General features: G+C 58.2%; 19 protein-coding genes. 7 read left to right on the top strand and 12 right to left on the bottom strand.

Annotation, left to right across the window (positions count from 1 at the left end):
* Positions 1-266 precede the first annotated feature (266 nt).
* The 5 genes from INT39_RS05015 to INT39_RS04995 all read left to right on the top strand — a co-directional run bounded on the left by INT39_RS05015 (position 267) and on the right by INT39_RS04995 (position 6,624).
* Positions 267-1,685, top strand: coding sequence for a coniferyl aldehyde dehydrogenase (locus INT39_RS05015; RefSeq protein WP_193072254.1), 1,419 nt, complete (start codon positions 267-269; stop codon positions 1,683-1,685).
* Positions 1,686-1,712: 27 nt separating this feature from the next.
* On the top strand, positions 1,713-2,258 hold the full coding sequence (locus tag INT39_RS05010) for a twin-arginine translocation pathway signal protein (RefSeq protein ID WP_193072253.1): 546 nt from the start codon (positions 1,713-1,715) through the stop codon (positions 2,256-2,258).
* Positions 2,259-2,273: 15 nt separating this feature from the next.
* A complete protein-coding gene (locus INT39_RS05005; protein ID WP_193072252.1) occupies positions 2,274-3,863 on the top strand; it encodes a GMC family oxidoreductase in 1,590 nt (529 codons plus the stop codon).
* A 28-nt stretch (positions 3,864-3,891) separates the two neighbouring features.
* A complete protein-coding gene (locus tag INT39_RS05000; protein ID WP_193072250.1) occupies positions 3,892-5,856 on the top strand; it encodes an alkyl/aryl-sulfatase in 1,965 nt (654 codons plus the stop codon).
* A gap of 96 nt (positions 5,857-5,952) precedes the next feature.
* Entirely contained in the window at positions 5,953-6,624 is a 672-nt protein-coding gene (locus tag INT39_RS04995) for a TetR/AcrR family transcriptional regulator (RefSeq protein ID WP_193072244.1), read from the top strand.
* Here INT39_RS04995 and INT39_RS04990 read toward each other — a convergent pair.
* Entirely contained in the window at positions 6,605-8,398 is a 1,794-nt protein-coding gene (locus tag INT39_RS04990) for an arylsulfatase (protein ID WP_193072242.1), read from the bottom strand. The two genes, INT39_RS04995 and INT39_RS04990, sit on opposite strands and share 20 nt — an antisense overlap.
* Before the next feature lie 226 nt (positions 8,399-8,624).
* Between INT39_RS04990 and INT39_RS04985 the strand changes: the two genes are divergently transcribed.
* Together INT39_RS04985 and INT39_RS04980 are read left to right on the top strand one after the other, a co-directional pair.
* Positions 8,625-9,983 (top strand): DUF1329 domain-containing protein, encoded by a 1,359-nt coding sequence (locus INT39_RS04985; protein WP_193073027.1) that lies wholly within the window; start codon positions 8,625-8,627, stop codon positions 9,981-9,983.
* Positions 9,984-10,119: 136 nt separating this feature from the next.
* Positions 10,120-10,983 (top strand): LysR family transcriptional regulator, encoded by an 864-nt coding sequence (locus INT39_RS04980; RefSeq protein WP_193072238.1) that lies wholly within the window; start codon positions 10,120-10,122, stop codon positions 10,981-10,983.
* 16 nt (positions 10,984-10,999) lie between these two features.
* Here the strand turns inward: INT39_RS04980 and INT39_RS04975 are convergent, their stop codons facing one another.
* From INT39_RS04975 to INT39_RS04925, 11 genes are all read right to left on the bottom strand, one after another.
* A complete protein-coding gene (locus INT39_RS04975; protein ID WP_226944560.1) occupies positions 11,000-12,145 on the bottom strand; it encodes a CBS domain-containing protein in 1,146 nt (381 codons plus the stop codon).
* 176 nt (positions 12,146-12,321) lie between these two features.
* Entirely contained in the window at positions 12,322-15,294 is a 2,973-nt protein-coding gene (locus INT39_RS04970; RefSeq protein ID WP_193072236.1) for a transglycosylase domain-containing protein, read from the bottom strand.
* A 131-nt stretch (positions 15,295-15,425) separates the two neighbouring features.
* Entirely contained in the window at positions 15,426-15,746 is a 321-nt protein-coding gene (locus INT39_RS04965) for a hypothetical protein (RefSeq protein ID WP_193072234.1), read from the bottom strand.
* A gap of 96 nt (positions 15,747-15,842) precedes the next feature.
* Complete coding sequence (locus INT39_RS04960; RefSeq protein ID WP_193072233.1) at positions 15,843-17,126, bottom strand: serine hydrolase domain-containing protein; 1,284 nt, start codon at positions 17,124-17,126, stop codon at positions 15,843-15,845.
* Between the two features lie 222 nt (positions 17,127-17,348).
* Entirely contained in the window at positions 17,349-17,738 is a 390-nt protein-coding gene (locus INT39_RS04955) for a type IV pilin protein (protein WP_319021322.1), read from the bottom strand.
* The gene (locus INT39_RS04950; RefSeq protein ID WP_193072232.1) at positions 17,731-20,649 is read right to left on the bottom strand and encodes a PilC/PilY family type IV pilus protein; all 2,919 of its coding nucleotides are present in this window, start codon (positions 20,647-20,649) and stop codon (positions 17,731-17,733) included. The genes INT39_RS04955 and INT39_RS04950 overlap by 8 nt, the downstream gene beginning before the upstream one ends.
* An 11-nt stretch (positions 20,650-20,660) precedes the next feature.
* Positions 20,661-21,203 (bottom strand): hypothetical protein, encoded by a 543-nt coding sequence (locus INT39_RS04945; protein ID WP_193072231.1) that lies wholly within the window; start codon positions 21,201-21,203, stop codon positions 20,661-20,663.
* Positions 21,203-21,895, bottom strand: a complete 693-nt coding sequence (locus INT39_RS04940; RefSeq protein WP_193072230.1) for a PilW family protein — start codon at positions 21,893-21,895, stop codon at positions 21,203-21,205. Before INT39_RS04940 ends, INT39_RS04945 begins: the two co-directional genes overlap by 1 nt.
* A complete protein-coding gene (gene pilV / locus INT39_RS04935) occupies positions 21,892-22,410 on the bottom strand; it encodes a type IV pilus modification protein PilV (RefSeq protein ID WP_193072229.1) in 519 nt (172 codons plus the stop codon). The genes INT39_RS04940 and pilV overlap by 4 nt, the downstream gene beginning before the upstream one ends.
* Positions 22,407-22,865, bottom strand: coding sequence for a GspH/FimT family pseudopilin (locus tag INT39_RS04930; protein WP_193072228.1), 459 nt, complete (start codon positions 22,863-22,865; stop codon positions 22,407-22,409). Before INT39_RS04930 ends, pilV begins: the two co-directional genes overlap by 4 nt.
* A gap of 139 nt (positions 22,866-23,004) precedes the next feature.
* A complete protein-coding gene (locus INT39_RS04925) occupies positions 23,005-23,733 on the bottom strand; it encodes a DUF2889 domain-containing protein (RefSeq protein ID WP_193072227.1) in 729 nt (242 codons plus the stop codon).
* Positions 23,734-23,857 lie beyond the last annotated feature (124 nt).

The raw sequence follows: 23,857 nt of genomic DNA, 5'->3' as shown, positions 1-23,857 counted from the left end.
TTTTTGCATCTGGGATTTCTGTCCCACTTCGTTTGACCGCTGCCCTTTTTCAAAGTGCAGACTCGCAACCCATCTTCCTCACAACGGCCATTCTTCGCTCAATGCCATCGCAGAGATCTTTCACGTGTCCGCCAAGAAAGCGTCAGATCTGATGCAAGACTGGCTTGCCATCTATTAGCCAGCCACAGCCCTATTGACCTCACTCCACAATTACTCTAAAAGCATTAGATCAATTACTCTAAACATTGCCCGGAGCTTTCACCCTGATGGATAGCAGTTCTTTCCAGAGCGAGACCAGCGAGCGTCTAGCCACAATCCTGGGCCGTCAGCGTGGCGCCTTTCAGGCCGACCCCATGCCATCGCGGGATATTCGTCTTACCTTGCTGAAACGTCTGCGCTCTCTGCTGGTGAGCGAACAGGAAGCATTGATCCAGGCAGTGAGTCAGGACTTCGGCAACCGCTCACGAGACGAGACGCTGTTCGCCGAGATACTTCCTACCCTGCAATCCATAGACCATGCCTGCAACCACCTGCGCCGCTGGATGAAGCCCTCCCGGCGGCCGCTGGGTATTGCCTTTCAGCCGGGCTCGGCGCAGGTGGTCTACCAGCCGCTGGGCGTGGTGGGGGTGATAGTGCCGTGGAACTATCCGATCTTTCTCGCCATGGGCCCACTGATCGGAGCGCTGGCGGCAGGCAACCGGGTAATGATCAAGATGAGTGAAGCGACGCCGGCCACCTCACAACTGGTGAAGGAATTGCTCGCCAAAGCCTTTCCCGAGGATCAGGTCGCTGTAGTATTGGGTGAAGCTGATGTGGGTGCGGCCTTTTCCCGCCTGCCCTTCGATCACTTGCTTTTCACTGGTGCCACCAGCATTGCCCGCCATATTCTGCATGCCGCGGCGGATAACCTGACGCCTGTAACTCTGGAACTGGGCGGCAAATCCCCGGCCATCGTGTCGGAGACGGTGCCCCTGGGCGATGCCGCTGAACGCATCGCCTTCGGCAAGACCATGAACGCCGGGCAGACCTGCGTGGCGCCCGACTATGTACTGGTGCCGGAAGACCGCGTGGAGGCGTTCGTCACTGCCTATCGCCAGGTGATCGGCAGGTTCTATCCGCAGCTCGCCGACAACCCCGACTACACCAGCATCATCAACCCGCGCCAGCAGGCCCGACTGAACAGCTATCTGGAGGACGCCCAGGCCAAGGGAGCGCGCTTACTGCCACTGTTCGACGAGGCTCAGGAGCGGCGTCTGCCGCCTACGCTTTTGCTGGATGTGACCGATGACATGCTGGTGATGCAGGACGAGATCTTCGGCCCGCTGCTGCCCATAGTGCCCTACCGGCAGATCGATGATGCCATCGCCTATATCAATGCCCGCCCCCGGCCACTGGCGCTCTACTATTTCGGTTACGACCGTGATCAGCAACAGGAAGTCGTGAACCGGACCCATTCCGGTGGAGTGGGATTGAATGAGACCCTGCTGCACGTGGCGGTATGTGATCTGCCCTTTGGCGGCATCGGGCCCTCCGGCATGGGCCATTATCACGGCCATGAAGGCTTCCTGACTTTCAGCAAGGCCAAGGGGGTGCTGCGCAAACCGCGCTTCAATGCCACCAGAGTACTTTACCCACCCTATGGCACCACGCTGCAGAAACTCGCCCGCAAGCTGCTTATTCGCTGACTGGCCAATAATGGGATAACAATAACAATGACCAACATCATCGCCGATGCGCCCGACCTGAATCGCCGACAACTCCTCAAACTGGGTCTGTTCGGCACGGCTGTGCTGGCTACCGCTGGCGGTATTGCCAGTCTCTCTGGCTGCGCAGCGGACAGCTCGGCACCCGGTTTTCAGCAGTTGCGTGAGGACGATCTGCCCATGCTGCGCCGGGTCATTCCCACAGTACTGGCCGGAGCACTGCCGACGACGCAACGGGTCGCAGAGGTAGAAGGCGTATTGCTGGCGCTGGACAACAACCTGAACCAGCTGTCTCCCAGCTTGAATCGTCAGGTCCTGCAATTGTTCGATCTGCTCACGCTGAGCGTAACCCGCGGCCCGCTGACGGGCATCTGGGGCTCCTGGGAAAATGCCAGTGATGGGGCGGTACAAGCCTTCCTCAAGCGCTGGGAGAACAGCTCGCTCGCCCTGTTGCAACAGGGCCAGAGCGCGGTGACCAATCTCATTCTGCTGTCGTGCTACAGCAGCTCTGCGTCCTGGCCGCAATGCAGCTACCCAGGCCCACCGCGTATCTGAACAGGGAGACCTATCATGCCGATTCCGGATCCGTTCGCCGAAGGGCTCAAGCGCAACTGGAAAGTCACCAACGCCTCACAGCTGGAGCAGGATCTGACCCTGGAGGCCGACATCGCCATCGTCGGCAGCGGTGCCGGCGGTGCGACCAGCGCCGAGGTACTCAGCACCGCCGGCTTCAAGGTATTGCTGATAGAAGAAGGCGGCCTGTTCACCAGCAGCGATTTCAAGATGCAGGAAGATGAGGCCTACCCTGCCCTCTATCAGGAAGGTCTGGGGCGCATGTCCAAGGACGGCGCCATCACCATCCTGCAGGGCCGCGCCGTCGGCGGCACAACGCTGGTCAACTGGACGTCCTGCTTCCGCACGCCCGAGCCGACCCTGGCGCATTGGGCCAGCGAGCATGGGGTGCGCGGTCACAGCAGCGATGAACTGGCACCCTGGTTCGCCCGCTTGGAAGACCGCCTCGGCATCAGTCCCTGGACCATGCCGCCCAATGCCAACAACGATGTACTGCGCCGCGGCTGCGATGCGCTGGGGCTGCATTGGCAGCCGATTCCGCGTAACGTGCGCGGCTGCTGGAATCTCGGCTACTGTGGGCTGGGCTGCCCGACCAATGCCAAGCAGTCAATGCTGGTCACCAGTATTCCCGCGATGTTGGACAAGGATGGCGAGCTTATCTACCTGGCCCGGGCTGAACGGCTTCAACTGGACGGCGATCGGGTGACCGGTCTCGAGTGCGTGGCTATGGACGAGCGTTGCGTGGCGCCGACCGGTCGGCGCATCCAGGTTCGCGCCCGGCATTACATTCTGGCCGGCGGCAGCATCAATACGCCCGGATTGCTGCTGCGCTCGAAAGTGCCTGACCCGCACAAACGGATCGGCAAGCGCACCTTTCTGCACCTCACCAGTTTTTCCTGGGCACAGTTCGAACAGCCGATCAATCCCTTCTATGGCGCACCGCAATCGGTGTATTCCGACCACTTCCAATGGCAGGACGGCGCCGGCGGGGCGATGGGTTACAAGCTGGAAGTGCCGCCTCTGCAACCAGGCTTCAGCGCCACGGTCCTGGGCGGCACCGGCGTGGCCAACAGCGAACTGATGCAGCAACTGCCCAACAGCAACATGATGATCGCCCTGCTGCGCGACGGCTTTCACCCGGACAGCGCCGAAGGCACGGTGCAATTGCGCAGCGACGATTCGCCGGTGCTGGACTACCAATTGACCGATTACACCTGGGATGGGGTGCGTCGCACCTACCTGAGCATGGCCGACATCCAGTTTGCCGCCGGTGCACGTACGGTCACACCGATACATAACGATGCCCGTCCGGTCCGGACCATGGCCGAGGCGCGAGAGATGATCGACAGCCTTGACCTGCGCCGCTTCAAGACCCGGCTGGGCAGCGCCCACGTCATGGGCGGCTGCGCCATGGGTGAAGACGCCCGCCGGGCAGTCACCGACAGTCTGGGTCGGCATCATCAGTTGGAGAACCTGTCGATCCATGACGGCTCGCTGTTTCCCACCAGTATCGGTGCCAACCCGCAACTGTCGATCTATGGCATTACCGCCCGATTATCGAGTCTGCTGGCCGAGCGGCTGGCATAAGCCCCCACCTCATACCGGAGCATATAAGATGAACAAGACCTCCTGTCTGACCGCATTACTGGCCGCCACTCTGTGGCTATCCTACCCCGCCGCGGCTGACAACCAGCCCGCGGAACCAGCAACCATTCAGGTCAATGCCGAGGTGCTGAAGCAACTGGATTTCAGCGATCGCCAGGCTTTTGAGGATGCCCGCCGCGGATTTATCGCCGCCGCTGATGACGAGCCGCTGCTCAACCCCGATGGCAGCACGGCCTGGAACCGAGCGGCTTATGACTTTCTCGACCAGCATCCGGCGCCGGCTACCGCCAACCCCAGCCTGTGGCGCCAGGCTCAGCTCAATAATATTCACGGCCTGTTCGAAGTAACCGAAGGGATCTACCAGATCCGCGGCATGGATCTGGCCAATATGACCGTGGTCGAGGGCAAGACCGGTCTGATCATCATCGATCCGCTGCTGACCCCGACCACCGCGCGGGCCGCGCTGGACCTGTATCTGCAACATCGCCCTGACAAGCCGGTGGTTGCGGTGATCTACACCCATAACCATGTGGATCACTTTGCCGGGGTGCGCGGTATCGTCAGTGACGAGGATATACGTGAGCAACGGGTGCGCATCTATGCCCCCGAAGGCTTCATGGCGCATGCAGTAAGCGAGAACGTGATCGCCGGCAATGCCATGACCCGCCGCGCCATGTATATGTATGGTACCGGTCTGCCGGCCGGCCCCACCGGGCATATCGATAATGGTCTGGGCAAGGCATTGAGTATCGGCGCACTGACCTTGATTCCGCCCACCGACATCATCTCCAGCAATGGTCCGCAGACCATTGACGGTGTGGAGATCGACTTCCATCTGGCCCAGGGCAGCGAGGCGCAGTCCGAATTCATGCTGTATTTCCCGGCCAGCCGGGTATTGAATACCGCCGAAGTCACTTCGCACCAGTTGCACAATATCTACACTCTGCGTGGCGCGGAGGTGCGTGATGCCAGCCGCTGGTCGCGTTATATCGACGAAGTGCTGGAAGAATACGGCCCGCGTACCGACATCCTGATTGCCCAGCACCACTGGCCGGTCTGGAGTCAGGACGAAGCCCGACACTTCCTCAGCGCGCAACGGGACCTGTACAAGTACATCCATGATCAGAGCGTGCGACTGATGAACAAGGGCTTTCGTCCGGGTGAAATCGCCGAGCGCATCCAGTTACCGGACAGCCTCGCCAGTCAGTGGATCGCCCGGGACTACTACGGCACCCTGCGGCACAACGCACGCGCCATTTACCAGAAGTACCTGGGTTGGTACGACGCCAACCCCGCCAACCTCAACCCCCTGCCGGCCCAGACCGCAGCGCGCAAGGCCATGGAGTACATGGGCGGTATCGATCAGGTGATCAGTCGCGCCCAGCAGGACTTCGAGCAGGGCGAATACCGCTGGGTGGCCTCGGTCATGAGCCAGGCGGTGTTTGCCGAGCCGGACAACCAGGCCGCCCGGGAACTGAATGCCGCCGCACTGGAGCAGCTCGGTTATCAGGCCGAGTCCGGTCCGTGGCGCAACGTCTATCTGTCCGGTGCAATGGAGCTGCGCAGCGGCACTACCGAGCGCGCCGCCGGCGCCGTCGCTACCGATCTGCTGCAGGCGCTGGATACCGGGATGTTCTTCGATCTCTTGGGCGTGCGGCTGAATGGCCCCAAGGCGGCGGGCAAGCATCTGGTGCTGAACTGGCACTTCACCGATACCCATGAGCAGTTCCGCCTCAACCTGCAGAACGCCACGCTGACCTGGCTGCCCGAGCGCCAGGCCGAGCAGGCCGATGCCGGCATTACCATGACCCGGGCCACGCTGGATGCTATTCTGACCCAGCAAAACAGCTTCCCCGCCGCCATCAAGTCTGGCGAGATCAGCATCACCGGCAATCCGCAGGCGTTTCTTCAACTGATGAGCCTGATGGATGATTTTACGCCTGACTTTGCACTGATCGAGCCGATCGAAGAATAAGCGGCAACCCCGGCTCGTTCCACCGAACGAGCCGGGAGATACCAGAGAAGCAAACAGCAGTTACCCGTACCCAGCATGACAATGAGAGATCAACCTATGGCTGCAAAGCCAAGCACCCGAGAGCGTATCCTGCAAGCCAGCCTGGAGCTGTTCAACACCCAGGGCGAGCGCAACATCACCACCAACCACATCGCCAGCCACCTGGGCATTTCACCCGGCAACCTCTATTACCACTTCCGTAACAAACCCACGATAGTCGCCGAGCTTTTCACCGAGTTCGAAGGGAAGATGGAGGTCTTTTTCACTCTGCCCGAACAGGCCAGCGTCAATCTGGAAGACAAGGCCCACTATCTGGAAAGCCTGCTGGCTATCCTCTGGCAGTATCGTTTCATGCATCAAGGGCTGGAATATCTGCTCGAATCCGACCCCGAGCTGGCCGCCCGCTATCGGCAGTTTTCCCAACGCAGCCTGCGCAACACCCAGAAAATCTATCTGGCCTTTGCCGACGCAGGGATTCTGCAGCTCAACGCAGAACAGGCGGAGACCCTGAGCATCAACGTCTGGATTGTGCTGAGTTCGTGGATGCAGTTTCTCAGCACGACCCGGGGTGTCCAGGCGAACCTGAGCGAGCAGCTGTTGCGCCGAGGTATCTATCAGATACTCGTTCTGGAGGAAGGCTATATAGCCCCGGCGTACCGGGAGGCGGTCACCTCCCTGTTCAGCCAGCTTTATGTACCGCTGGACGATATCAGCGCCGACGACGCCTGAGCCACGCACGCAGCGCCCAGCCAATCAGCAACACCAGAATGACAGCGCCCACCAGCAACTGGAGACCGTGGCGGGCGAGAAACTGCTCCTTGGCATTGCTGTTCAGCTGTTTCCAGGCGTTGTAATCGCCCGGCACTTCAACCAACCCGTGTTCGGCCACAAAGCTGTGGTAGGCCTGCATCAGCTCGGCTACGCGCTCAGGTTGCTGCGCGGCCAGATCCTGGCGCTCCAATGGATCGTCGCGCATGTTGAACAGCAACTTGCCGGAGCGCGAAGTAATGGCGCTCGAGTTCGATACCACCAATTTGTAGTCGCCCTGCCAGATGGCCATACCGCCGGCCAGTTCATAGACGACAACCTCATCCTCGGCATGGATGCGCTCGCGCTCGCCCCGGAGCAGCGGCGCCATGCTGGTACCCATGATGCTATGCACCTTGCGGCCTTGGTACTTGCCCTCCGGCGCCCGCGTATTGGCCAGTTCCAACAGCGTCGGCGCGATATCGGTCACATAGCCAAAGGCGGCGGTGCGCTTGCCCGGCTCGATCACACCCGGCAAGCGCATGATCAAGGGCACCCGCAGCCCGCCATTGAACGGTGAACCCTTGTAGGAATAGAACGGCGAGTTGGATGCATAGGCCCAGCCCGGCCCGTATTCGCTCCAGCTGCCGGGGCGACCCAGATCGGTCTGGGCCTGGTCGTAACGCAGGCGATAAAACAGCGGCGCGATCTCGGTCAGCACCGTGGACTCGGCGCCGTTGTCGCTCATGAAGATCACCAGCGTGTTGTCATACTCGCCATTGGCCTTGAGGTGGTTGATAACCCGCCCGATATTCTCATCCATGGCCTGCGCCATGCCCGCATACACCGCCATCTGCCGGGCGCGGTAGCCGCGTTCTTCATCGATGAGGCTGGCCCAGTCGATGGTCGGCGTATCATAGAAGGTACCCCAATCGCTGCTGACCACCGACTCTGCGGTGCGCGGCAATACGCCAAGTTCGGTCAGCCGCTCATAGCGGCGCTGGCGGATAACGTCCCATCCCTCCTGATACGCGTCGGCATATTGCTCAACATAAGCTTCCGGTGCTTGGTGCGGGGCGTGCACTGCCTGGAAGGCCAGATAGGCGAAGAAGGGCTGGTCGCTGTCCGGCTCACTGCCCAGATACTCGATCAGCTTGTCGGCATAAAAGAACGACGAATAGAAATCCTCCGGCAGTGTGATGGGCTGACCATCCTCCACCCAGGTCGCGGTACCGGCCGGCAGGTAGTGCTTGGCTTCCCAGTTGTCTGCCCCGCTTTCCAGCAGCGCCACCGAACGGTCGAACCCGCGGGCGTTAGGTAAGCTTTCCGGGCGACCGCCCAGGTGCCATTTACCAGCCATATAGGTACGGTAGCCAGCATCCTGCAGCAGGGTCGGCAAGGTCACGGCCTGATCGTTGAGCCAGGTTTCATAGCCGGGCTGGCCCTTCTGGTTGTCGGCCATGATCTCCTTCATATTACCCATGCCGACCTTGTGACTGGTCACCCCGGTCAGCAGCATCGCTCGGGTCGGCGAACAGGTCGCGGCCACATTGAAGTTGCTGAACTGCAGCCCCTCGGCGGCCAGCGCATCGATGTTCGGCGTGCTGATCTCCCCGCCATAAACGCCGGGATCGGAAAATCCCATGTCATCGGCGACGATCAGCAGGATATTGGGGCGCGGGTCAGCTTGGCCGGATAATGGCACCAGCAGCGCCAGAGTGCCCAGCAACCGGGCCAGGAGAGGAAATCGGAGCATGGTATGCAATCCCGTTTGTCGTTGTTGTTCTCAGCAAGAATCGCCTTTGTTGACTGTATAGAGCAATTACTCTACTTTGTAAAGAAACCGGGTAATTGCCCTTTCTTGCAAAGCTCCAACGCACGTGTGTAAAAACAACAAATGGAGAAGAAAAATGCATCCATACGATACCCTCCTGAATAATCAGGTCCGCAGCCCGATAAGAAGTAACCAGTCCTGGAAGTGGATGGCGCTTGTCCACGGTCTGGCATTGAGTCTCGCGGCTACGGGCGCAGTAGCCCAAGGGCTCAGCCAGGCGGAGATCGACCAGCTGGGCGCTGACCTTACGCCCATAGGCGCGGAGAAAGCCGGGAATGCTGACGGCAGCATCCCACAATGGAGCGGCGGGTTACCGACCGATGCCGGCCAACCTCTACCCAACCACTTTCTGGAAAACCCCTTCCGGAATGAACAACCCGAATTCGAGATTACCGCCAACAACTACCAGCAATATAAGGACAAGCTGACACCCGGTCAGGTGGCCCTGTTCGAGCGGTACCCGGACACCTTCCGCATGCCCATCTATCAGTCCCGGCGCACCGTGGGTTATCCGCAATCGGTCTATGATCAGGTCAAGGACACCGCCGGTCAGGCCAGAGTCCTCAATGGCGGCGACGGCGTCGAGAACGTCACACCGGGCTCGTCCTTTATATTCCCCATACCCAAGTCCGGCAGTGAGGTGATCTGGAACCACATGACCCGCTACCGGTTGAACGCCCATCGCTGGTATATGCAGGCCATGCCGCAGACCAACGGCTCATACACCCTGATCAAGTTCGAGGAAGTCATCGGCTACCCGGAATTGATGCCCGACATCGACCCGACCACCATGCCCAACACCCTGTTGTTCTTCAAACAGCAGGTCAACGCCCCCGCGCGACTGGCTGGCAACGTGTTGCTGGTTCACGACACTCTGGATCAGCTGAAAGAACCACGCATGGCCTGGGTCTACAATGCCGGGCAACGACGTGTACGCCGCGCTCCGCAGGTGTCCTACGACGGCCCGGGCAGTGCCTCCGATGGCATGCGGACCGTGGACAACTTCTCCATGTATAACGGCGCGCCTGACCGGTACAACTGGAAGTTGGTCGGCAAGAAGGAAGTCTATATCCCGTACAATTCCGCCAAGTTGACCACGCCCGGCCTGAAGTACGCCGACGTGCTCAAGGCCGGACACGTCAATCCGGAACATACCCGCTTCGAACTGCATCGCGTATGGGAAGTGCAAGGGAACGTGAAGGACGGCCAGCGGCATATCTACAGCCAGCGCAACTTCTTTATCGACGAGGACTCCTGGATGATCAGTCTGGCCGACCATTATGACGGTCGGGGCGCGCTCTGGCGGATAGCCGAAGGGCACCTGAACTTCAACTACCGATACCAGATCCCCGGCTATGCGCTGGAAACGTTATATGACGTTTTTGCCGGCCGCTACATCGCCCTGGGCATGTACACCGAAGAAAACTCCGCGCCTCAGTTCGACGGTCCTCCGCCTACCTACAGCCAGTTCACTCCGGCTGCCTTGAGAGCGGCGGGTGTGCGCTGATTCAGCAACCGCTCCCTCGCTCCGGTCTTCAAGGTGCTTCCCTACCCCTTGAAGACCCGGCCCGTATCCAGACAACATAGACCCCACCCTCCCCCGACTTGCTAGAATGGCCTTTTCCTCCCTGAGAATTGGTCATATGGATATCAGTCTGGCTCGCACCTTTCTGGAGATCGTCCGCTGCGGCAGCTTCGTCGCCGCGGCTGATCGGCTGCATGTCACCCAGGCCGCCATTACCTCGCGCATCCAGAGTCTGGAAAGCCAGCTGAACTGCACCCTGTTCATCCGCAACCGCTCCGGTGCCCGGCTGACAGCCGATGGCGAGGCGTTCATCACTCACGCCACTCAGATGATCCAGGCCTGGGACAATGCCCAACGCGATCTGCCGCTGCTCAAGGGCTTCAGCGATGTGCTGCATATCGGTGGCGAAGCCAGCCTGTGTACCCCGCTGATCCTTGACTGGGTCCGCGCCCTGCGCCGCGAGATCCCCGAGCATTCGGTACGCGCCGAGATCGGTGACAGCAGCACGCTGATGCAACGTGTCGAGCAGGGCTCACTGGATGCGGCACTGGTTTATCAGCCCGAGTATCTGCCCGGCCTGCAGGTCGAAGAACTGCTGGAAGAAAAACTGGTTCAGGTCTGCCTGCCCGGTCAGCGGGAGCCTTATGTATACATCGATTGGGGCGAGAACTTCAGACGCCAACATGACGCCGCCCTGCCCGACAAGGCCCGCGCCTCGGTCAGTTTCAACCTTGGTCCGCTGGCCTTGCAGTACATATTGGAGGCCGGCGGGACAGGCTATTTTCGCAGCCGCGTGGTACAGAGCTATCTGGATAATGGATTGCTGGAGGCGGTACACATGGCGCCGGAGTTCAGCTTTCCGACCTATCTGGTGTATTCGCGCCAGCGCGAATCGGCGATGCTCGATCAGGCCTTGAAGCTACTGCGCGAACTGGCCCATACCCCGCAAGACTGGTCCCAGCGCTGGGACCCGATGATCTGAATAGGCGCCTGTCCGGTCAGGCCAGATGGCTGACCAGATCGCGGTGCAGCGCTGCAATCACATCAGTCTGGGTCACCAGGCCAACCAGTTGCCCGTTATCCAGCACCGGCAGGCAATGCAGCCCCTGATTCGACATCAGCGGAATCATATCAACCACATGGGTTTGCCCGTCTACGGTGACCACCGGCGTGGTCATGACCTTGTGTAGCGGTTGGTCGCGCCACAGGTTGATACGCGGGGGCAGCATTCTCCCCATCGGCAGATCCAGTTGCGCCAGCAGATCACCCAGGCTGGTGATGCCCTGTACCACCCCTTCGCTATCCACCACTGGCAGGGTTTTCACATGATGATGACGGAACAGTCGGATGGCCTGCATCACCGTGGTGTCCGGTCCTACGGTGCGAATGTCCCGAGACATGATCTGTTCGGCGCGGATATCACCCATCTTGCGCCGGAGCGCGGAGCTTTCGGTATCGCGGATGATCTGCTCCAGATCGTGACGGGTAATATCGACAAAAGAACCGAACTGATCCAGCGCCCGATCCAGATCCTCTTCGGTGAAGCCCACCCGCTGGCCGGGCAGGATGTCGCGAGTCTGGTGCAGATCGACACGTGGGGCCTGTTTCGGATAACGCACGCCGGTCAGATTGTTATATAGCGTCGCGCAGAACAGCAGACAGCAGGCATTGAGCATGACCGGCAGCAGCAGCCATCCTCCCAGCGGCGCCAACAAGTCACCGGCAAGCACTATGACCAGCACCATGGCGCAGGCGGGCGGATGCAGACAACGCAACACCGACATGCCCAGCACCACACTGCTCCCCGCGCCCACCAAGAGCCCACCGGGTGGCAACGGCGGCAGAGGCAGATGGAGCGCCGCGATACCCACCAGACCTGCCAGCAGATAACTGCCCAATACCGGCCAGGGCTGGGCCAGTGCGCCGGAGGAGACCACAAACAGGAGCACCGCCGATGCACCTGCCGGCCCCAGCAGAATCATCGCAGTGTCGCTGCCATACAGCAGCGTTGATAACCAGAAGGTACAGCCCACTGCTACACCCACGCCCGCCGCGGCACGCAGCCATTCCCCAGGGCGGGTCTGAAAAGTGCGGGGTAACCAACCGAACAAGCGTCGGGATAGGGTCATCAATTGACCAGACATCGTCATGCTCCTGCCGGCAGTAGGTGACGGCCAAGAGCACATCAGAAACCGGAATTTACCAATTAAGAGGGGAAGAAGGGTCAGCTATTCTGCCCATCGACATAGCGATAGACAATTCAATAATAATTAAGCTTTAGTGCACTTATATTTATGACAGTACCTAGTCCACTGCCCAATCAATCCTTGCGCTGAGCTACCGTTGTGATCGGGGTAATGAGGTAAGGAGTCAGCACTGGGGCCATGCTTTTCAACACCTGCGCTGGCAGCGCCGAAGTAAAGTGAAACTCTGCCGCATCGGCGCCCGGTACGAATGCCGTCAAGGTACCGAAATGATTGGGTCCGAGGAAAAACACAAACGTTGCCGTGCGATTCATAACCTCACTGGAAATGATTCTGCCACCCGCAGCCATGGTATGAATACGGTTGTCTCCGGTGCCGGTTTTCCCACCAACCGTCAGCGGCTGGCCATCAGCGGTCATGAACACCCCCTGTAATCGGCGCCCGGTTCCGTCGAGCACAACAGCCGAAAGCGCGCTGTGCAGCGCTGTTGCGACTTCGGGATGCAGCACCTGTTTTTCCTCAAGTGGCAACGGCTCGAAACGGGTTTCCCAGGGCGTAGCGGCGGCGAAGTGCAGGCTGTTGATGCGTCGCACCTTCAGCCGTCGCCCCTCATTGAGAATAATCCCCATCAATTCAGCCAACGCGCTCGGTCGATCACCGGAGCTCCCCAGAGCCGTACCCAGCGAGGGCACCAGATGAGGAAATGGATAGCCGACCCGCTGCCACCGCTGGTGCAGGGAATCAAACGCCTCGCGCTCCAGCATGGTACGAATTCTGACATTCCGTGCGCTGGCGTGACGCGTACGGAATAGCCAGGTGTAGACTTCCTGACGCTCAACCGCACTGGCGGACAACACCTCGTTCAGCGTCGCCTGAGGGTTACGCTTGAGATAACCCAGCAGCCATAGTTCCAGCGGATGGATCTGAGCAATATAACCCTGATCAGTCAGATTGTATTTGCCTGGACGATAGGCTTCATATAGCCGTTCGATGCGCTCCGGTTTTTGCGGCACCCGCACCCGATTTACCAGGAATGTACTGAAGGTTTCAAAGTCTGCCTGCGGATAAAGGTTGCGATATACCACCGACAAGCGCGCTGCAATAGGCTGCAGTTGATCCATTAATTGCTCAAACCGCTGCTGCTCGTCCATACCCGCATAACGTCGCCAGAAGCGTTGCAGATAGACCCGACCCTCACGATCGGCGAATGTCTGCAGCCAGGCTTCGCGGCGTGGATCACGGTCGTTGGTGAGCAGGCTGTCGGCATCTTCCACGCGTTCATGCAAGGAATATCGAATGACATCACGCAGCAGTCGTACAAATGGCAGATTGATGGATTCCTGCAGCGCTTGTTGTACTGTCGGCCGGCGCCGATTATCTTCCTTGCGGAAGTTATCGAAGCGCTGCACGCCTCCTCCGGTGGCAAAACCTTCCCAGGGTGAGGCGGAGTAACGCCGCTGCAACGCAGCGTCGAGCAACGCCGGCAGGTCCGCTCCCGGGTTGGCGCTCAGATAGCCCACGGCCCAGCGGGTAAGTGGATCACTCCCCTCTGACCTAGCGGTGCGCAACGTGTCAGCATCAACGTTGGCCAACGCATCATGCAGCTCCGCAATTATTTCAAGATAACTGGTCAACACCCGCAGCTTGGCAGTAGATCCCAGTTCCAACTTGCTGCCCTGGTTGAGATCGAATGGCAGACCCGTGGTATCCGTTTGCACTCGGACCTGGTTACCGGTCGCCGTTCTCTCCATCAGGGTGAAACTGTAACGCACCTCCGCGGCTTGCTTACCGGACAACAGGGTTTCCCCCAACAGCCCGAACTGACGGGCTGTATCTTCGTCAGCCAGCCCTTGGAGAAAATCACTAACGGCCCGTTGTAACCCTGCGTCCAGACTGCTGCTGGCACTCATGTCGAGTCGGTCCAGATCATAGAGTGAGCGGCCGAGCATGGATGCCAGTTGGTTTCGGGTAACCCGCACGGCCTTGTTCACCTCGATCTGCTCGTGCAGCGGCTGAGTTTGCCAATCACGAAACGACACCGCTTCGGACAGTGCCGCCTCGGCCAATTCGTCGTCGATACGCCGATCTCCAATGAGCAGCCGAATATGGCTATCAACCAGCTCCGCCAACTCGGCGCGCCCGTCCAACAGGTACCAGCTGGGTCGGCGCTGCGCAATGATCAGCGACAATGTCTGGCGCAAGGCTACAGCCTGAGCGTCCAGGCCCCGGTCACCATTGAGACCGGCGCGAAAATTGTCGACATCCTCGGCAAACCAAACCCACAGTGCATCACCAAAACCATGCACTTCACCATGGCCGGGGGCCGCTGTCAGGGGTACGCTATTAAGATAGTCCAACACCAGCTGTCGACGCACCTCCAGCGTCTGCGGGCCGTTGTTATAAGCCCGCACACTGGCTGATGCCATCTGCCGCAACTTATCCATCGGCGTCTGGGTGCGACCTTCGAAAGAGTGCCGATATTTCTCTATCTGGGTCGCAAGCGTACTGGCCCCATGGCTGGCGCCATCGCCGCCCAGTGAACCGACCACCATGGCCATGGATGCACTGGCCAAACGGGGCCAGTCCACCGCCGGATTGGCATGCTCCAGCGTCGGGTCCAACAGATGTCGGTTCTCAATGAACAACAAGGTCTCCACCAGCAGCGGCGGAATATCGTCAAATTCGGTGAAATGAAAACGCGGATAGGCGAACTGATATATCGGCTGACCGCGATAATCGAATATCTGCAGGCCGGCCTGGGTTTTCTCCCGATAAGGCAGAAACAACCCATGCTCTGCATAATCCATCAGCTCGCTGGAAAAACGTGCCTGACGACTGACGCCGTAGCCCTGCTGCTGCAGCTGTGATTGCAGTGTGGGAATAGCGCTATACCCAAGGCGCTCATTGAAAGGCCCTGCATCCGGAAACCGGATTGCCTCGCTCGCTCCATCATCGATCTGATAATGGAGCCGGCTGGCGTAATCGCTGATCCATTTTGATTGCAGCCAGGCGTAGCGGAATTCGAAACCTGCAACGCAGATCAGCATCAGCGAGACAACACCTATCACAATCCATATCCGCAGCCTCATAGCCCTCTCGTTCCACTGGTTCGCTTTCAGTCTAGTTCAGGGCTGGGATTCCATCAGCGGATATGCGTCTTTCGTCTGACCAGGGACAAAAAAAGGCCGGGACAAGCCCGGCCTCTGCAGCACTGTTGCGGTTAACCACCTGCGCCCGCTCCGGTGCCGCTAGCGCCACCGGAGCCTGCACCACCATTACCAGCACCACCACTGGTACCCGTGCCAGCTCCACCACCGCCGGTGCCGGTGCCGCCACCACCAGTACCAGGGCCAGCCGGATTGTCCGGATCGGTTGGTGGCGCGTCAGAGTCGCTACCCGTCGCGTTGTAAGAGCCGGAATCCTGCCTCTGATCCTGTGTGGTATCGCGCATATCGTCATCATCGCCATCCGCCACGGCTACAGGCGCCGCTGCGGCGAGGGCAAAGGTAAATAAAGCGGTATAAATCAGTTGCTGTTTCATGTCTTCCACCTCCTAGTTCGTTCAGGGGACTACATAAAGATAGAAATGCACAGTCACTATTGGTTCAAACAGAAAATGCCTATGGTTTTTACCCAGCTACCGACCAGACTCGCGCAACAGATCCGCCAATGCCGCCATGGCGGGGATAGTCAACGGCATCGTCTGCGCACTGCTGGCAACCGGGTGCGACGACAATCGAACCATCACCATACCCACCGCTGGGTTGATATGGATCATCTGCCCATGCACACCCAGCGCCTCGATGGCGCCGTCATCGTTATGACTGATCCACCATTGATTACGATAGGAATAACCCGGCTGATAATCCCGCCCCGCCGCCTTGAATATCTCCCGATCCGCCCCGGCACGAATGGTTTCAACCACGCCCGGGCTGATAATCTGTTGATCATTGAAGCGACCGTCCAGTCGCACCATTTCCGCGAAGCGCGCCAGATCCCGTAGCGTCACGTTGAACCCGGCACCGGCCCACTCGGTGCCCTTGGAATCCAACAGCATATAAGCATCCTGCTCGGCACCAAGCTTGCGCCAGATACGCTGCTCAATCAGCGCCGCCGTAGACAGGCCCGTCACCCGGCGCAGCACCCAACCCAGCACCTCAGTATGTGTTGTGCGATAACGGAACGACTTGCCATGCGGGTCCTCCCCCGCTGTAATCGTCGGCAGATAGCTGTAAAGATCCCGCGCACCCGGATAATCATGGGGAATCGGGCTCATGCCCGCCGCCAGCGAATACTTCACTACATCGGAATTACGGTCGGCATACACCTCGCTGTAATCGATATCAGCAGTCATGTTCAGCACCTGCTGCACCGTCGCGCCCTGCCAGCCGCTGCTTTCCAGCTCAGGCAGATAGTCCGTCACCAGTGCATCCGGATTCAGCTCGCCTTCTTCAATCAATTGCGTCGCCAACAGCCCCATCACCGATTTTGTCACCGACCAGAGAATATGCGGCCCATCCTCCGGCACTCCGGCCTGGTACTGCTCAAAAATCACCTTGCCGTGCTGCATGATCAACACGCCATCCACATAAGTGGAATCCAGATACTGGGTGAAACTCATCGGCTCGCCGCCCGGCGCAGTGAAAGTCAGATCGGCAATTTTCTGCTCCATGCCCTCGGCACGGGGCAAGGTGTAGACACCCTCATTGCCACGAGCGACCCGCCGGGACGGAAACAGCTCCCGGGCGTGATGGAAGCTCCAGCGTGGGTTGGGGTACGGGCGCATGAAACCGGCTTGGGTGATCTGCTTGTCCGCAGCAGGCGGGAAGCCTTGCATCAATTGCAGTTGGTCGGTACGTACCGAAGCGGGGTCGGGTAGCTCAGCGGCAATGCCTGGTGTGGACAGCAGAACGGTAGTCAAAGCCAGCCCCCTTAATCTTGAAATTTTCATAACAGCGAATCCGGGTGATTGTTGTTGTCGTCTGAGGGTATCCAACCTTGCTGGGCCGGGCCAATGGTAAGCGGGTGGATTATTTTGCTGAATGAACGGGAATGACTCGGGCGAGGCTCGCGTCGCCGAAACTCCTTATAAAAAAGCCAGCCCGTTATGGGCTGGCTTCTCAACAATCAGCTTATTTATTAATTACTCCCACGAAGCCTCGCCCGCACTTGTATAAGACAGAACGCCCATTCCCGACATCAAACTCGATTGCGGGGTAGCCACGATTGTATAGCTTTGATTGGAATTGCCCAGGTTCACCACAGCGGCGTAATGCTCATTAGTATCCAGCTCGGGGGCAAGAGCAGCGGTCGCACCATTGTAGGAAAAATTCTTCGCTCGATATGCCTCCAATGTGCTTGCCAATTCCATGATCTGCCCCTGCGCCTCGGCTTCCCGGGTTTGCTGGACATAGCGTTGATAGGATGGGTAAGCGATAGCCGCCAGAATAGCCACTATCACTACCACGATCATCAGCTCGATCAGGGTGAAACCTGCGGCTCTCCGCGACCCCATTTTCAATGCCTTATTCATCCGCATCTTCTTCCTCAAGCGTCCCTTCGGCTATTGCCCGGAACTTGTTGGCTTCATCCTTGGGCAGCTGCATCCAGCGCCGCTTGCGCAAGTTCGGATCGCCGAGATCACCTTCTCCAACCACCTCCGGACCTACCACGATAACCAGGTTACCGTCTTCATCCACCAGCAGTGTCGGTGTTGGAGGCGGTGTGCTCTGGTCCAGGGATTGACTGCGACTGTCCGGTGCGTCTCCAGTCAATGACGCTGCCGCGCCGGTGCGCATGTTCACCGTATGGAGATAGGCGCCACCGTAGCGAACCGCACAGGGGTTTTCGTACTCCTGATCCTCTGTGGGAGCGTAAGTCGAGAACATGATTTTGTTATCGAAAATCACAGGTGACGACAGCGCTTTTTCGCCTAAGCGCTCGGACTCTTCTTCGAACATGTAATACCAACCCCGGTCGTCGGTCTCCACCGCGTTAGTGACCACATTTGCCATGTTTTCCAGTGTCGCCACTTCGGAGGAACTCTGCTGCAGCGCACCATCATCAATAACGACAAATACACCTTCATCAGTATCTTCGTCCAACGGATGAGCACGGTAGCCAGACCCAGCTACGACGTACAGCAGATTCTTGACGCCGGATTTCGCATAGGCGACGGCGGGCGCCTCGAAGAACCGACGGTGGTCTGCACCGGTACCGCCCAAATCAGCAATACGGGTGACGCTAGGCTTCTGGCCGGTGCCACTCATGTCCGCCCGGAATAACTGGCCACCCAGGTCGCCGAAATAGAGATGATCAGCAACCCCATCGAAGTCGATATCGACCACCGAAATGCCGCCTGGGATCGACCATTTCATTTCGGCAGTGGCCAGAGCGCTCCACATCAGATCTCCGGTTTCAGCGTTGACGATATAGACCGCGTTACCTTCCTCGTCGCCCGCCGATCGTACATGTTTTGGCCCATCATGGTCGTCAGGACTGTATCCACCACCGAAAATCAAGGCCGGCACATCACCCGAAGCCGTCTTTACCTTCGTCAACGTCGGAGTTGACCAAGTTTGCCCCAGCTCTTCAAAACCTTCGTCGCCGCTACTAATCTGCCACTTCATTTTTGGCGAACTGGGTGTGGTGACATCCAACGCATAATAATGTTTGCCACCACGACGCATACCACCGTAGATATAGACACTCTCCGGCGCATCTTCAAGCGTTTCACCGGGCTTGCGCCAGGCTACCCAACTGCCATCCAGACCATAGATCTGGCGCCGGTTTTCTTGCGTCAGGCCGGGTTTCTCGATGGTGAATTTTTTGGCTTCCTTGAATAGCTCGTACGGCATGAAGGCGGCAGTCTCATTGCCATCGTCGGTGTCGATAACATGCAACATGCCGCCGTTGGTGGAAACGAAGACGTAGCTCTTGCCTTCACCGTAGTTCACCATCAAAGGCACACTGTGCATGGGGTCACCCCATACGGTTTTCAGGCTGTCGAACATCAAAGTGCGACTTGCTACGGCATTATTCCCAGTCAGGCCAAAAAAGGAATTATTGGGCGTATTGGTACTCGTCCAGGAAAGCTCTTTGCTGGCGCCACCAGCCTGGTCAGTATAAAACAGCTTGCGTGTGCCGACGCTCTCCCGCGCTCCACCCTTGAACACGTCAGCCCCGTCAACTTCCGAACTCCAGAAGCTGCGTGCGTCCTGACTGAAAAACCCCGTGGTAGGATCAACGGCTGGGCCGTTCTGGCCATGAATCTGCTGATTTTCAAGCTGATAGCGCTTCAGGTTACCTTCCCAGAAACTGCTTTCTGCTGGCTGAAAGACCGCATAATACAGCTCATCCAGATGCTGGAAGCGGTTCATGGAATTGACCGCGACGCCGGGCGCAGAGATCGTACGGGAATCCTTATCGATAAGATCAAGAATGTCGAGAAATGCCTGCGCCAACTCGTCGGCATCATCGGCGTATCGGACGTCGTCGGTACCGCCCGCCTTGGCCACCTTGCGCATATTCTTGACTTCGTTGGAATCCTGACCAACTCCGAATGCGATCTGCCAGGTTTTTATGGGCTTTTTACCTCGCGGGCTCTCGCCTTGCAGGAACTCTGCAAGCTTCGCCTGGCAGGCAAAGCTATTCTTCTCATGGCTCGTTCCAAAAAAGCCGGATGTGCTTTGACAAGAACCTCCAGAAATATCGGTAACCTTCGAATGATCGGAGTCTTGAGTAGGCGCACCGTCTGTCATGACAATGATATGGTTGCTTTCGCATTGGTTGGCCATTGTCATCGGACTTTCGTAGGACGCTGCGCTGACTGGCGTGCTTACCCAGCTCGTACAGTCCCCCCTCCAACCCCACCGATTGCATTGCTGCTCGAGAGCGATATTAACTCCAAGCCGAGGGCTATTTTCTACCGCCTCGCCCCGTTTGGCGTAATCGGTGGGCGCCATTCCCAGCATGTATCGGACGGCTTCCGAATAAGCCTCCATCACCGGTGTATTCGCTGTTCCCTGCAGATTATTGACGATGTTTTTAACATCCACCTTCTTGGTGTTGTCTAACTCCGTCACAGGATAAAAAACATAGCCGCCATAGCCAGAGCTGTCGTGCCCACCGTTGAACTTGGCCAAGCCGATTTTTACGTTTTCTTCTAGACCATCCACCATCGTAGAGAACGCGTTACGCAGCGCCACCATGGGGGTGTATTGATTGCTACAGTTACGAGAAGAACTGTTACCCGCCCTTGGATCACACATACTCCCGGATGTATCGATCAGAAAGAGCACATTCGCAGAGGGCTTGTTTTCGGAATTTTCCGCGTTCGCCTTGGCGAAATATATTTCCGTGTCATCGGCATAACTTACCGCCGGCATGGATAATACCGAGGCAACCATCAGACTGGTTGCAAGATTCTGTATGAGCGTGCGCATATCCCTGCTCCTCATTTTATATCTGAAGCGGGCATAATTCCCCTCTTCAGCGCTTCCTGTAGATGATGATTTTCTAGATTGAGGCTTGGCATATCGCTTTCAGCGAGCATATTGACCTGGTAATCAACAAATACACTACCGGTACCGGTCAGACTAACTTGAGAGCCATCGATGGGGGAATAGCCTGCGTGATAGTTGACGGAGCGTGCTCGCAGTAGTTGCCGATCATCCATAAAACTGTTCGCACCACACGCCCCTGTGGCATCCGGATTGGTATTCTCGACACAGAACTCCACCGCCCCGCCGTCGAGTGCAGTATATAGAGCCTGATCCGTCATGGTGCTCAAATGCCGATAAGTTACTCCCAGAGCAGTCTCGGCGGCCTCGAAGGTCATAGCATCTGCCTGAATACCAGTGGCGACCTTGCCGGAGAATATACTTGAACGCAGGGCCGATATTCCCATTACCGACACCATCACCAGAATAATCAGCGCGACCAGCAAAGCTGCGCCGCGTTGCGGAGTACGCGCCCTAGTCCATGAGCTCCGTTTCATCAAACACCTTCCCAGTTGTAGTTACGTAGTTGCACCGTGGAATTGAAAACCCGCCGCAGGTCCGAGTCGGAAGTATCGACCTTCTGGTCCAGAACCCAATGCGTGGTACTCGCGGATTGGGATTGGCGGAATCGGCCGGAGGACAGTAACAAGGCAAAGCGGATGGCCACCACCACGGAATCCGCAGTCAGGTTGTTCGCAGTAACGAATTGAGTTACCCCCAGTTCGCCGTCCTTGTCACTATCAACGCCGTAAAGCACTTGGAAACTCTCAACTCCGCTCACCAGATCCACCGTGATATTGGTCAATACACTACGGCATTGCAGAACCTGGTTGTTCACACTGTAAACATTGTGGATCTCGTTTTCGGTCAGGTAGATATCACCTGCGCAAGTCGAAGTTCCCCAGTAATGGATGGCGAGGGTATCGTTAGTGCCATTGCTGCTATTGACGAGATCAATAGGGGGGATGGCACCGGCTATGGCGCTACCGCGGCCCGCCTGACGCAGGTCCGCCACCATGTAACGAATCGCCTGTTGTCCATCTTCATGCAACTCTGCTACAGCCTGCTGCAAGGCAAAAGTGCGCTGATTGGTCAAAAAAAGCTGCAGTGCCGCCAGGGTAAGGATCAGCCCAATCAACATGGCTACCATCAGTTCGATCAACGTAAATCCAAACTGACTCCGTTTCATCGCGCGATCTCCATGACAAAGCAGCGGCTATCTGCTGCCACCAATATTCCATCATTATTCATACACTCCGCTGGATCCTGTTCATCCCAGCTCACCACCACGCAGGTCAGCAGGTTATTGAACTCGCAGTCAGATGCCGTCACGCGCCCGCCTGGCAACAGGTTGGCTGCCTGCCAGCTCAGCTGGGCAATATCCCAAGCGACAACTTGGTCTGCAGTACAAGCTTCTGCCGGATCGACGCAAGTCCCGGGTGGCGTTGCGCCGACCGTTCCCGCATTCCAATTGGCAGCCCAGTAGGCTTCGCGCTTACCCGGGTTCAATTCGAACCGCTCAATGGCATCCTGAGCGATCAGCACAGCAGCCGCCCGGTGATTGGCCTCATCGCTCTGGTTCAGCGCGGTCATTTGCAGGCCGGCAAAGCCCAGCACTCCCACGGCAAGAACCAGCAGTGCGATCAAGACTTCGAGCAAGCCCACGCCGCGCTGCGCTGTGCGGCCAGAAAGTGGATAGATCATGAGCAGCCTCCCTGCGTGATCTTGCCAAAAAAGGAAACGCAGAAAACACGGCTGGTAATATTGGTATCGGAATGGGAAACGGTAAACTCAGCCCCTCCACCCTGGATGCCACCGCGAGCAAAAAAGGCCAGCGCGCCGTTGCCTTCAGTGCGCGCAACCGTCACGCCCATTTTCGGCAGAAAATCAGCGTCTTCGCCCATGGCATCGTTGGTGAATTCCAGCGACCATCCGTCATCCCAGCCGCCAGCAGCAGGCCGTATTTCGATATTGGATCGGGTGCTCATGGCTTGCTGGCGGGCCAGGTTGACCGTGGACATCAGATCATTGGTCGTGGCCTTGACCGCATTGTTCCGAGAAAGGGTTTGAAAGGAAGGAACCGCTATTCCCAATAGGATGGCTGCGACCACAATAGTCACCATCAACTCAACCAACGTGAAGCCTTTCACTCTGTCCATCACAATCCTCCTGATAGTGATGGCACTATATGGTGCATCCTGTAAATAAGCGTGCTGCCGCAGACAAGCGGCATGATTTCCGGAGCGGATGGCACCCGCTTAACTGACGATCCGGTCAATTTTCAACCGGCACTCCACCTCATTCCACCAACAAATCCTCTGCACCCTGCACATCCCCCCGCGTACTACCCACAATCCGCAGCGCGCTCTCAGCCCGCTCCGGTTGAAATACGAAACACGCCCCTGCCCGCGCGCGCATGGCTACGCCGGCATTGGGAATCAGATCCAGATTGAAACCTTTACTCGCCGCCACCATCACCGCCCGTCGCTGCACGAACAGGGCTTCCAACATCTGGTCGTCCAGGTGCTCGTCCGCCCAGGGCATGATGCTGCGCAGGTCTTGCTGGTTGCACTGATCCTGGCTGTCGATCACCGTGCCGCGCAGGCGCCAGTCGAGTAGTTTCTCATCACCCAGCCAGAGCTGGGCGTGACGGTATTCGTGCATGGCGCCGATTACTTTCGCGACATATTCCCGCCTGCCCGGTTGCAGTGCCTGGGACAGGGCCACCATCAGCAGATCGTATTGATGGGTGCATTGCTGCTTGCTGTCGATCTCCGGCAGAGTGATGGCGATGCGTTGACGCAGGGGTTGGCCGACGAACATCTGTAGCTGCCGCTCGGCCTCCGGGCAGAGGGTCCAGGGCGTGCGGCGGGCGGTGCTGGCTACCGAGGTAATACGCTCCCCGTCATGGCCCAGCTCCAGAATGAAATAATGATGTTCATCTTCCATAGCGACACGACAGGTGGTCGCGGTGACATCAAAGATCACGCGGCGGAAGAATACGTGGGGAGAATCCAGTTCTTGCATTGGCACGCCTCGATGGATTTTTTATTGGTCGGCATTGTTGCTCAGAATGTCTCAGTCGTAGACAGCCTACCCGTTTCCCGAAGTGGTCAGAAGGTCGATTCGCCAGATAAATACCTCATAAAAA

The organism is Pseudomonas sp. FME51 (assembly GCF_014897305.1).
This window is presented reverse-complemented; position numbering and strand designations above follow the sequence as displayed.

Coding starts and splice junctions, on each gene's coding strand:
- INT39_RS04930 (WP_193072228.1), bottom strand. CDS start 22,865: ATGGACAGAGTGAAAGGCTTCACGTTGGTTGAGTTGATGGTGACTATT.
- INT39_RS04940 (WP_193072230.1), bottom strand. CDS start 21,895: ATGAAACGGAGTCAGTTTGGATTTACGTTGATCGAACTGATGGTAGCC.
- pilV (WP_193072229.1), bottom strand. CDS start 22,410: ATGATCTATCCACTTTCTGGCCGCACAGCGCAGCGCGGCGTGGGCTTG.
- INT39_RS04990 (WP_193072242.1), bottom strand. CDS start 8,398: ATGCTCCGATTTCCTCTCCTGGCCCGGTTGCTGGGCACTCTGGCGCTG.
- INT39_RS05005 (WP_193072252.1), top strand. CDS start 2,274: ATGCCGATTCCGGATCCGTTCGCCGAAGGGCTCAAGCGCAACTGGAAA.
- INT39_RS04985 (WP_193073027.1), top strand. CDS start 8,625: ATGGCGCTTGTCCACGGTCTGGCATTGAGTCTCGCGGCTACGGGCGCA.
- INT39_RS04955 (WP_319021322.1), bottom strand. CDS start 17,738: ATGAATAAGGCATTGAAAATGGGGTCGCGGAGAGCCGCAGGTTTCACC.
- INT39_RS05015 (WP_193072254.1), top strand. CDS start 267: ATGGATAGCAGTTCTTTCCAGAGCGAGACCAGCGAGCGTCTAGCCACA.
- INT39_RS04970 (WP_193072236.1), bottom strand. CDS start 15,294: ATGAGGCTGCGGATATGGATTGTGATAGGTGTTGTCTCGCTGATGCTG.
- INT39_RS04975 (WP_226944560.1), bottom strand. CDS start 12,145: ATGTCTGGTCAATTGATGACCCTATCCCGACGCTTGTTCGGTTGGTTA.
- INT39_RS05010 (WP_193072253.1), top strand. CDS start 1,713: ATGACCAACATCATCGCCGATGCGCCCGACCTGAATCGCCGACAACTC.
- INT39_RS04980 (WP_193072238.1), top strand. CDS start 10,120: ATGGATATCAGTCTGGCTCGCACCTTTCTGGAGATCGTCCGCTGCGGC.
- INT39_RS04965 (WP_193072234.1), bottom strand. CDS start 15,746: ATGAAACAGCAACTGATTTATACCGCTTTATTTACCTTTGCCCTCGCC.
- INT39_RS04995 (WP_193072244.1), top strand. CDS start 5,953: ATGGCTGCAAAGCCAAGCACCCGAGAGCGTATCCTGCAAGCCAGCCTG.
- INT39_RS04925 (WP_193072227.1), bottom strand. CDS start 23,733: ATGCAAGAACTGGATTCTCCCCACGTATTCTTCCGCCGCGTGATCTTT.
- INT39_RS04950 (WP_193072232.1), bottom strand. CDS start 20,649: ATGCGCACGCTCATACAGAATCTTGCAACCAGTCTGATGGTTGCCTCG.
- INT39_RS05000 (WP_193072250.1), top strand. CDS start 3,892: ATGAACAAGACCTCCTGTCTGACCGCATTACTGGCCGCCACTCTGTGG.
- INT39_RS04945 (WP_193072231.1), bottom strand. CDS start 21,203: ATGAAACGGAGCTCATGGACTAGGGCGCGTACTCCGCAACGCGGCGCA.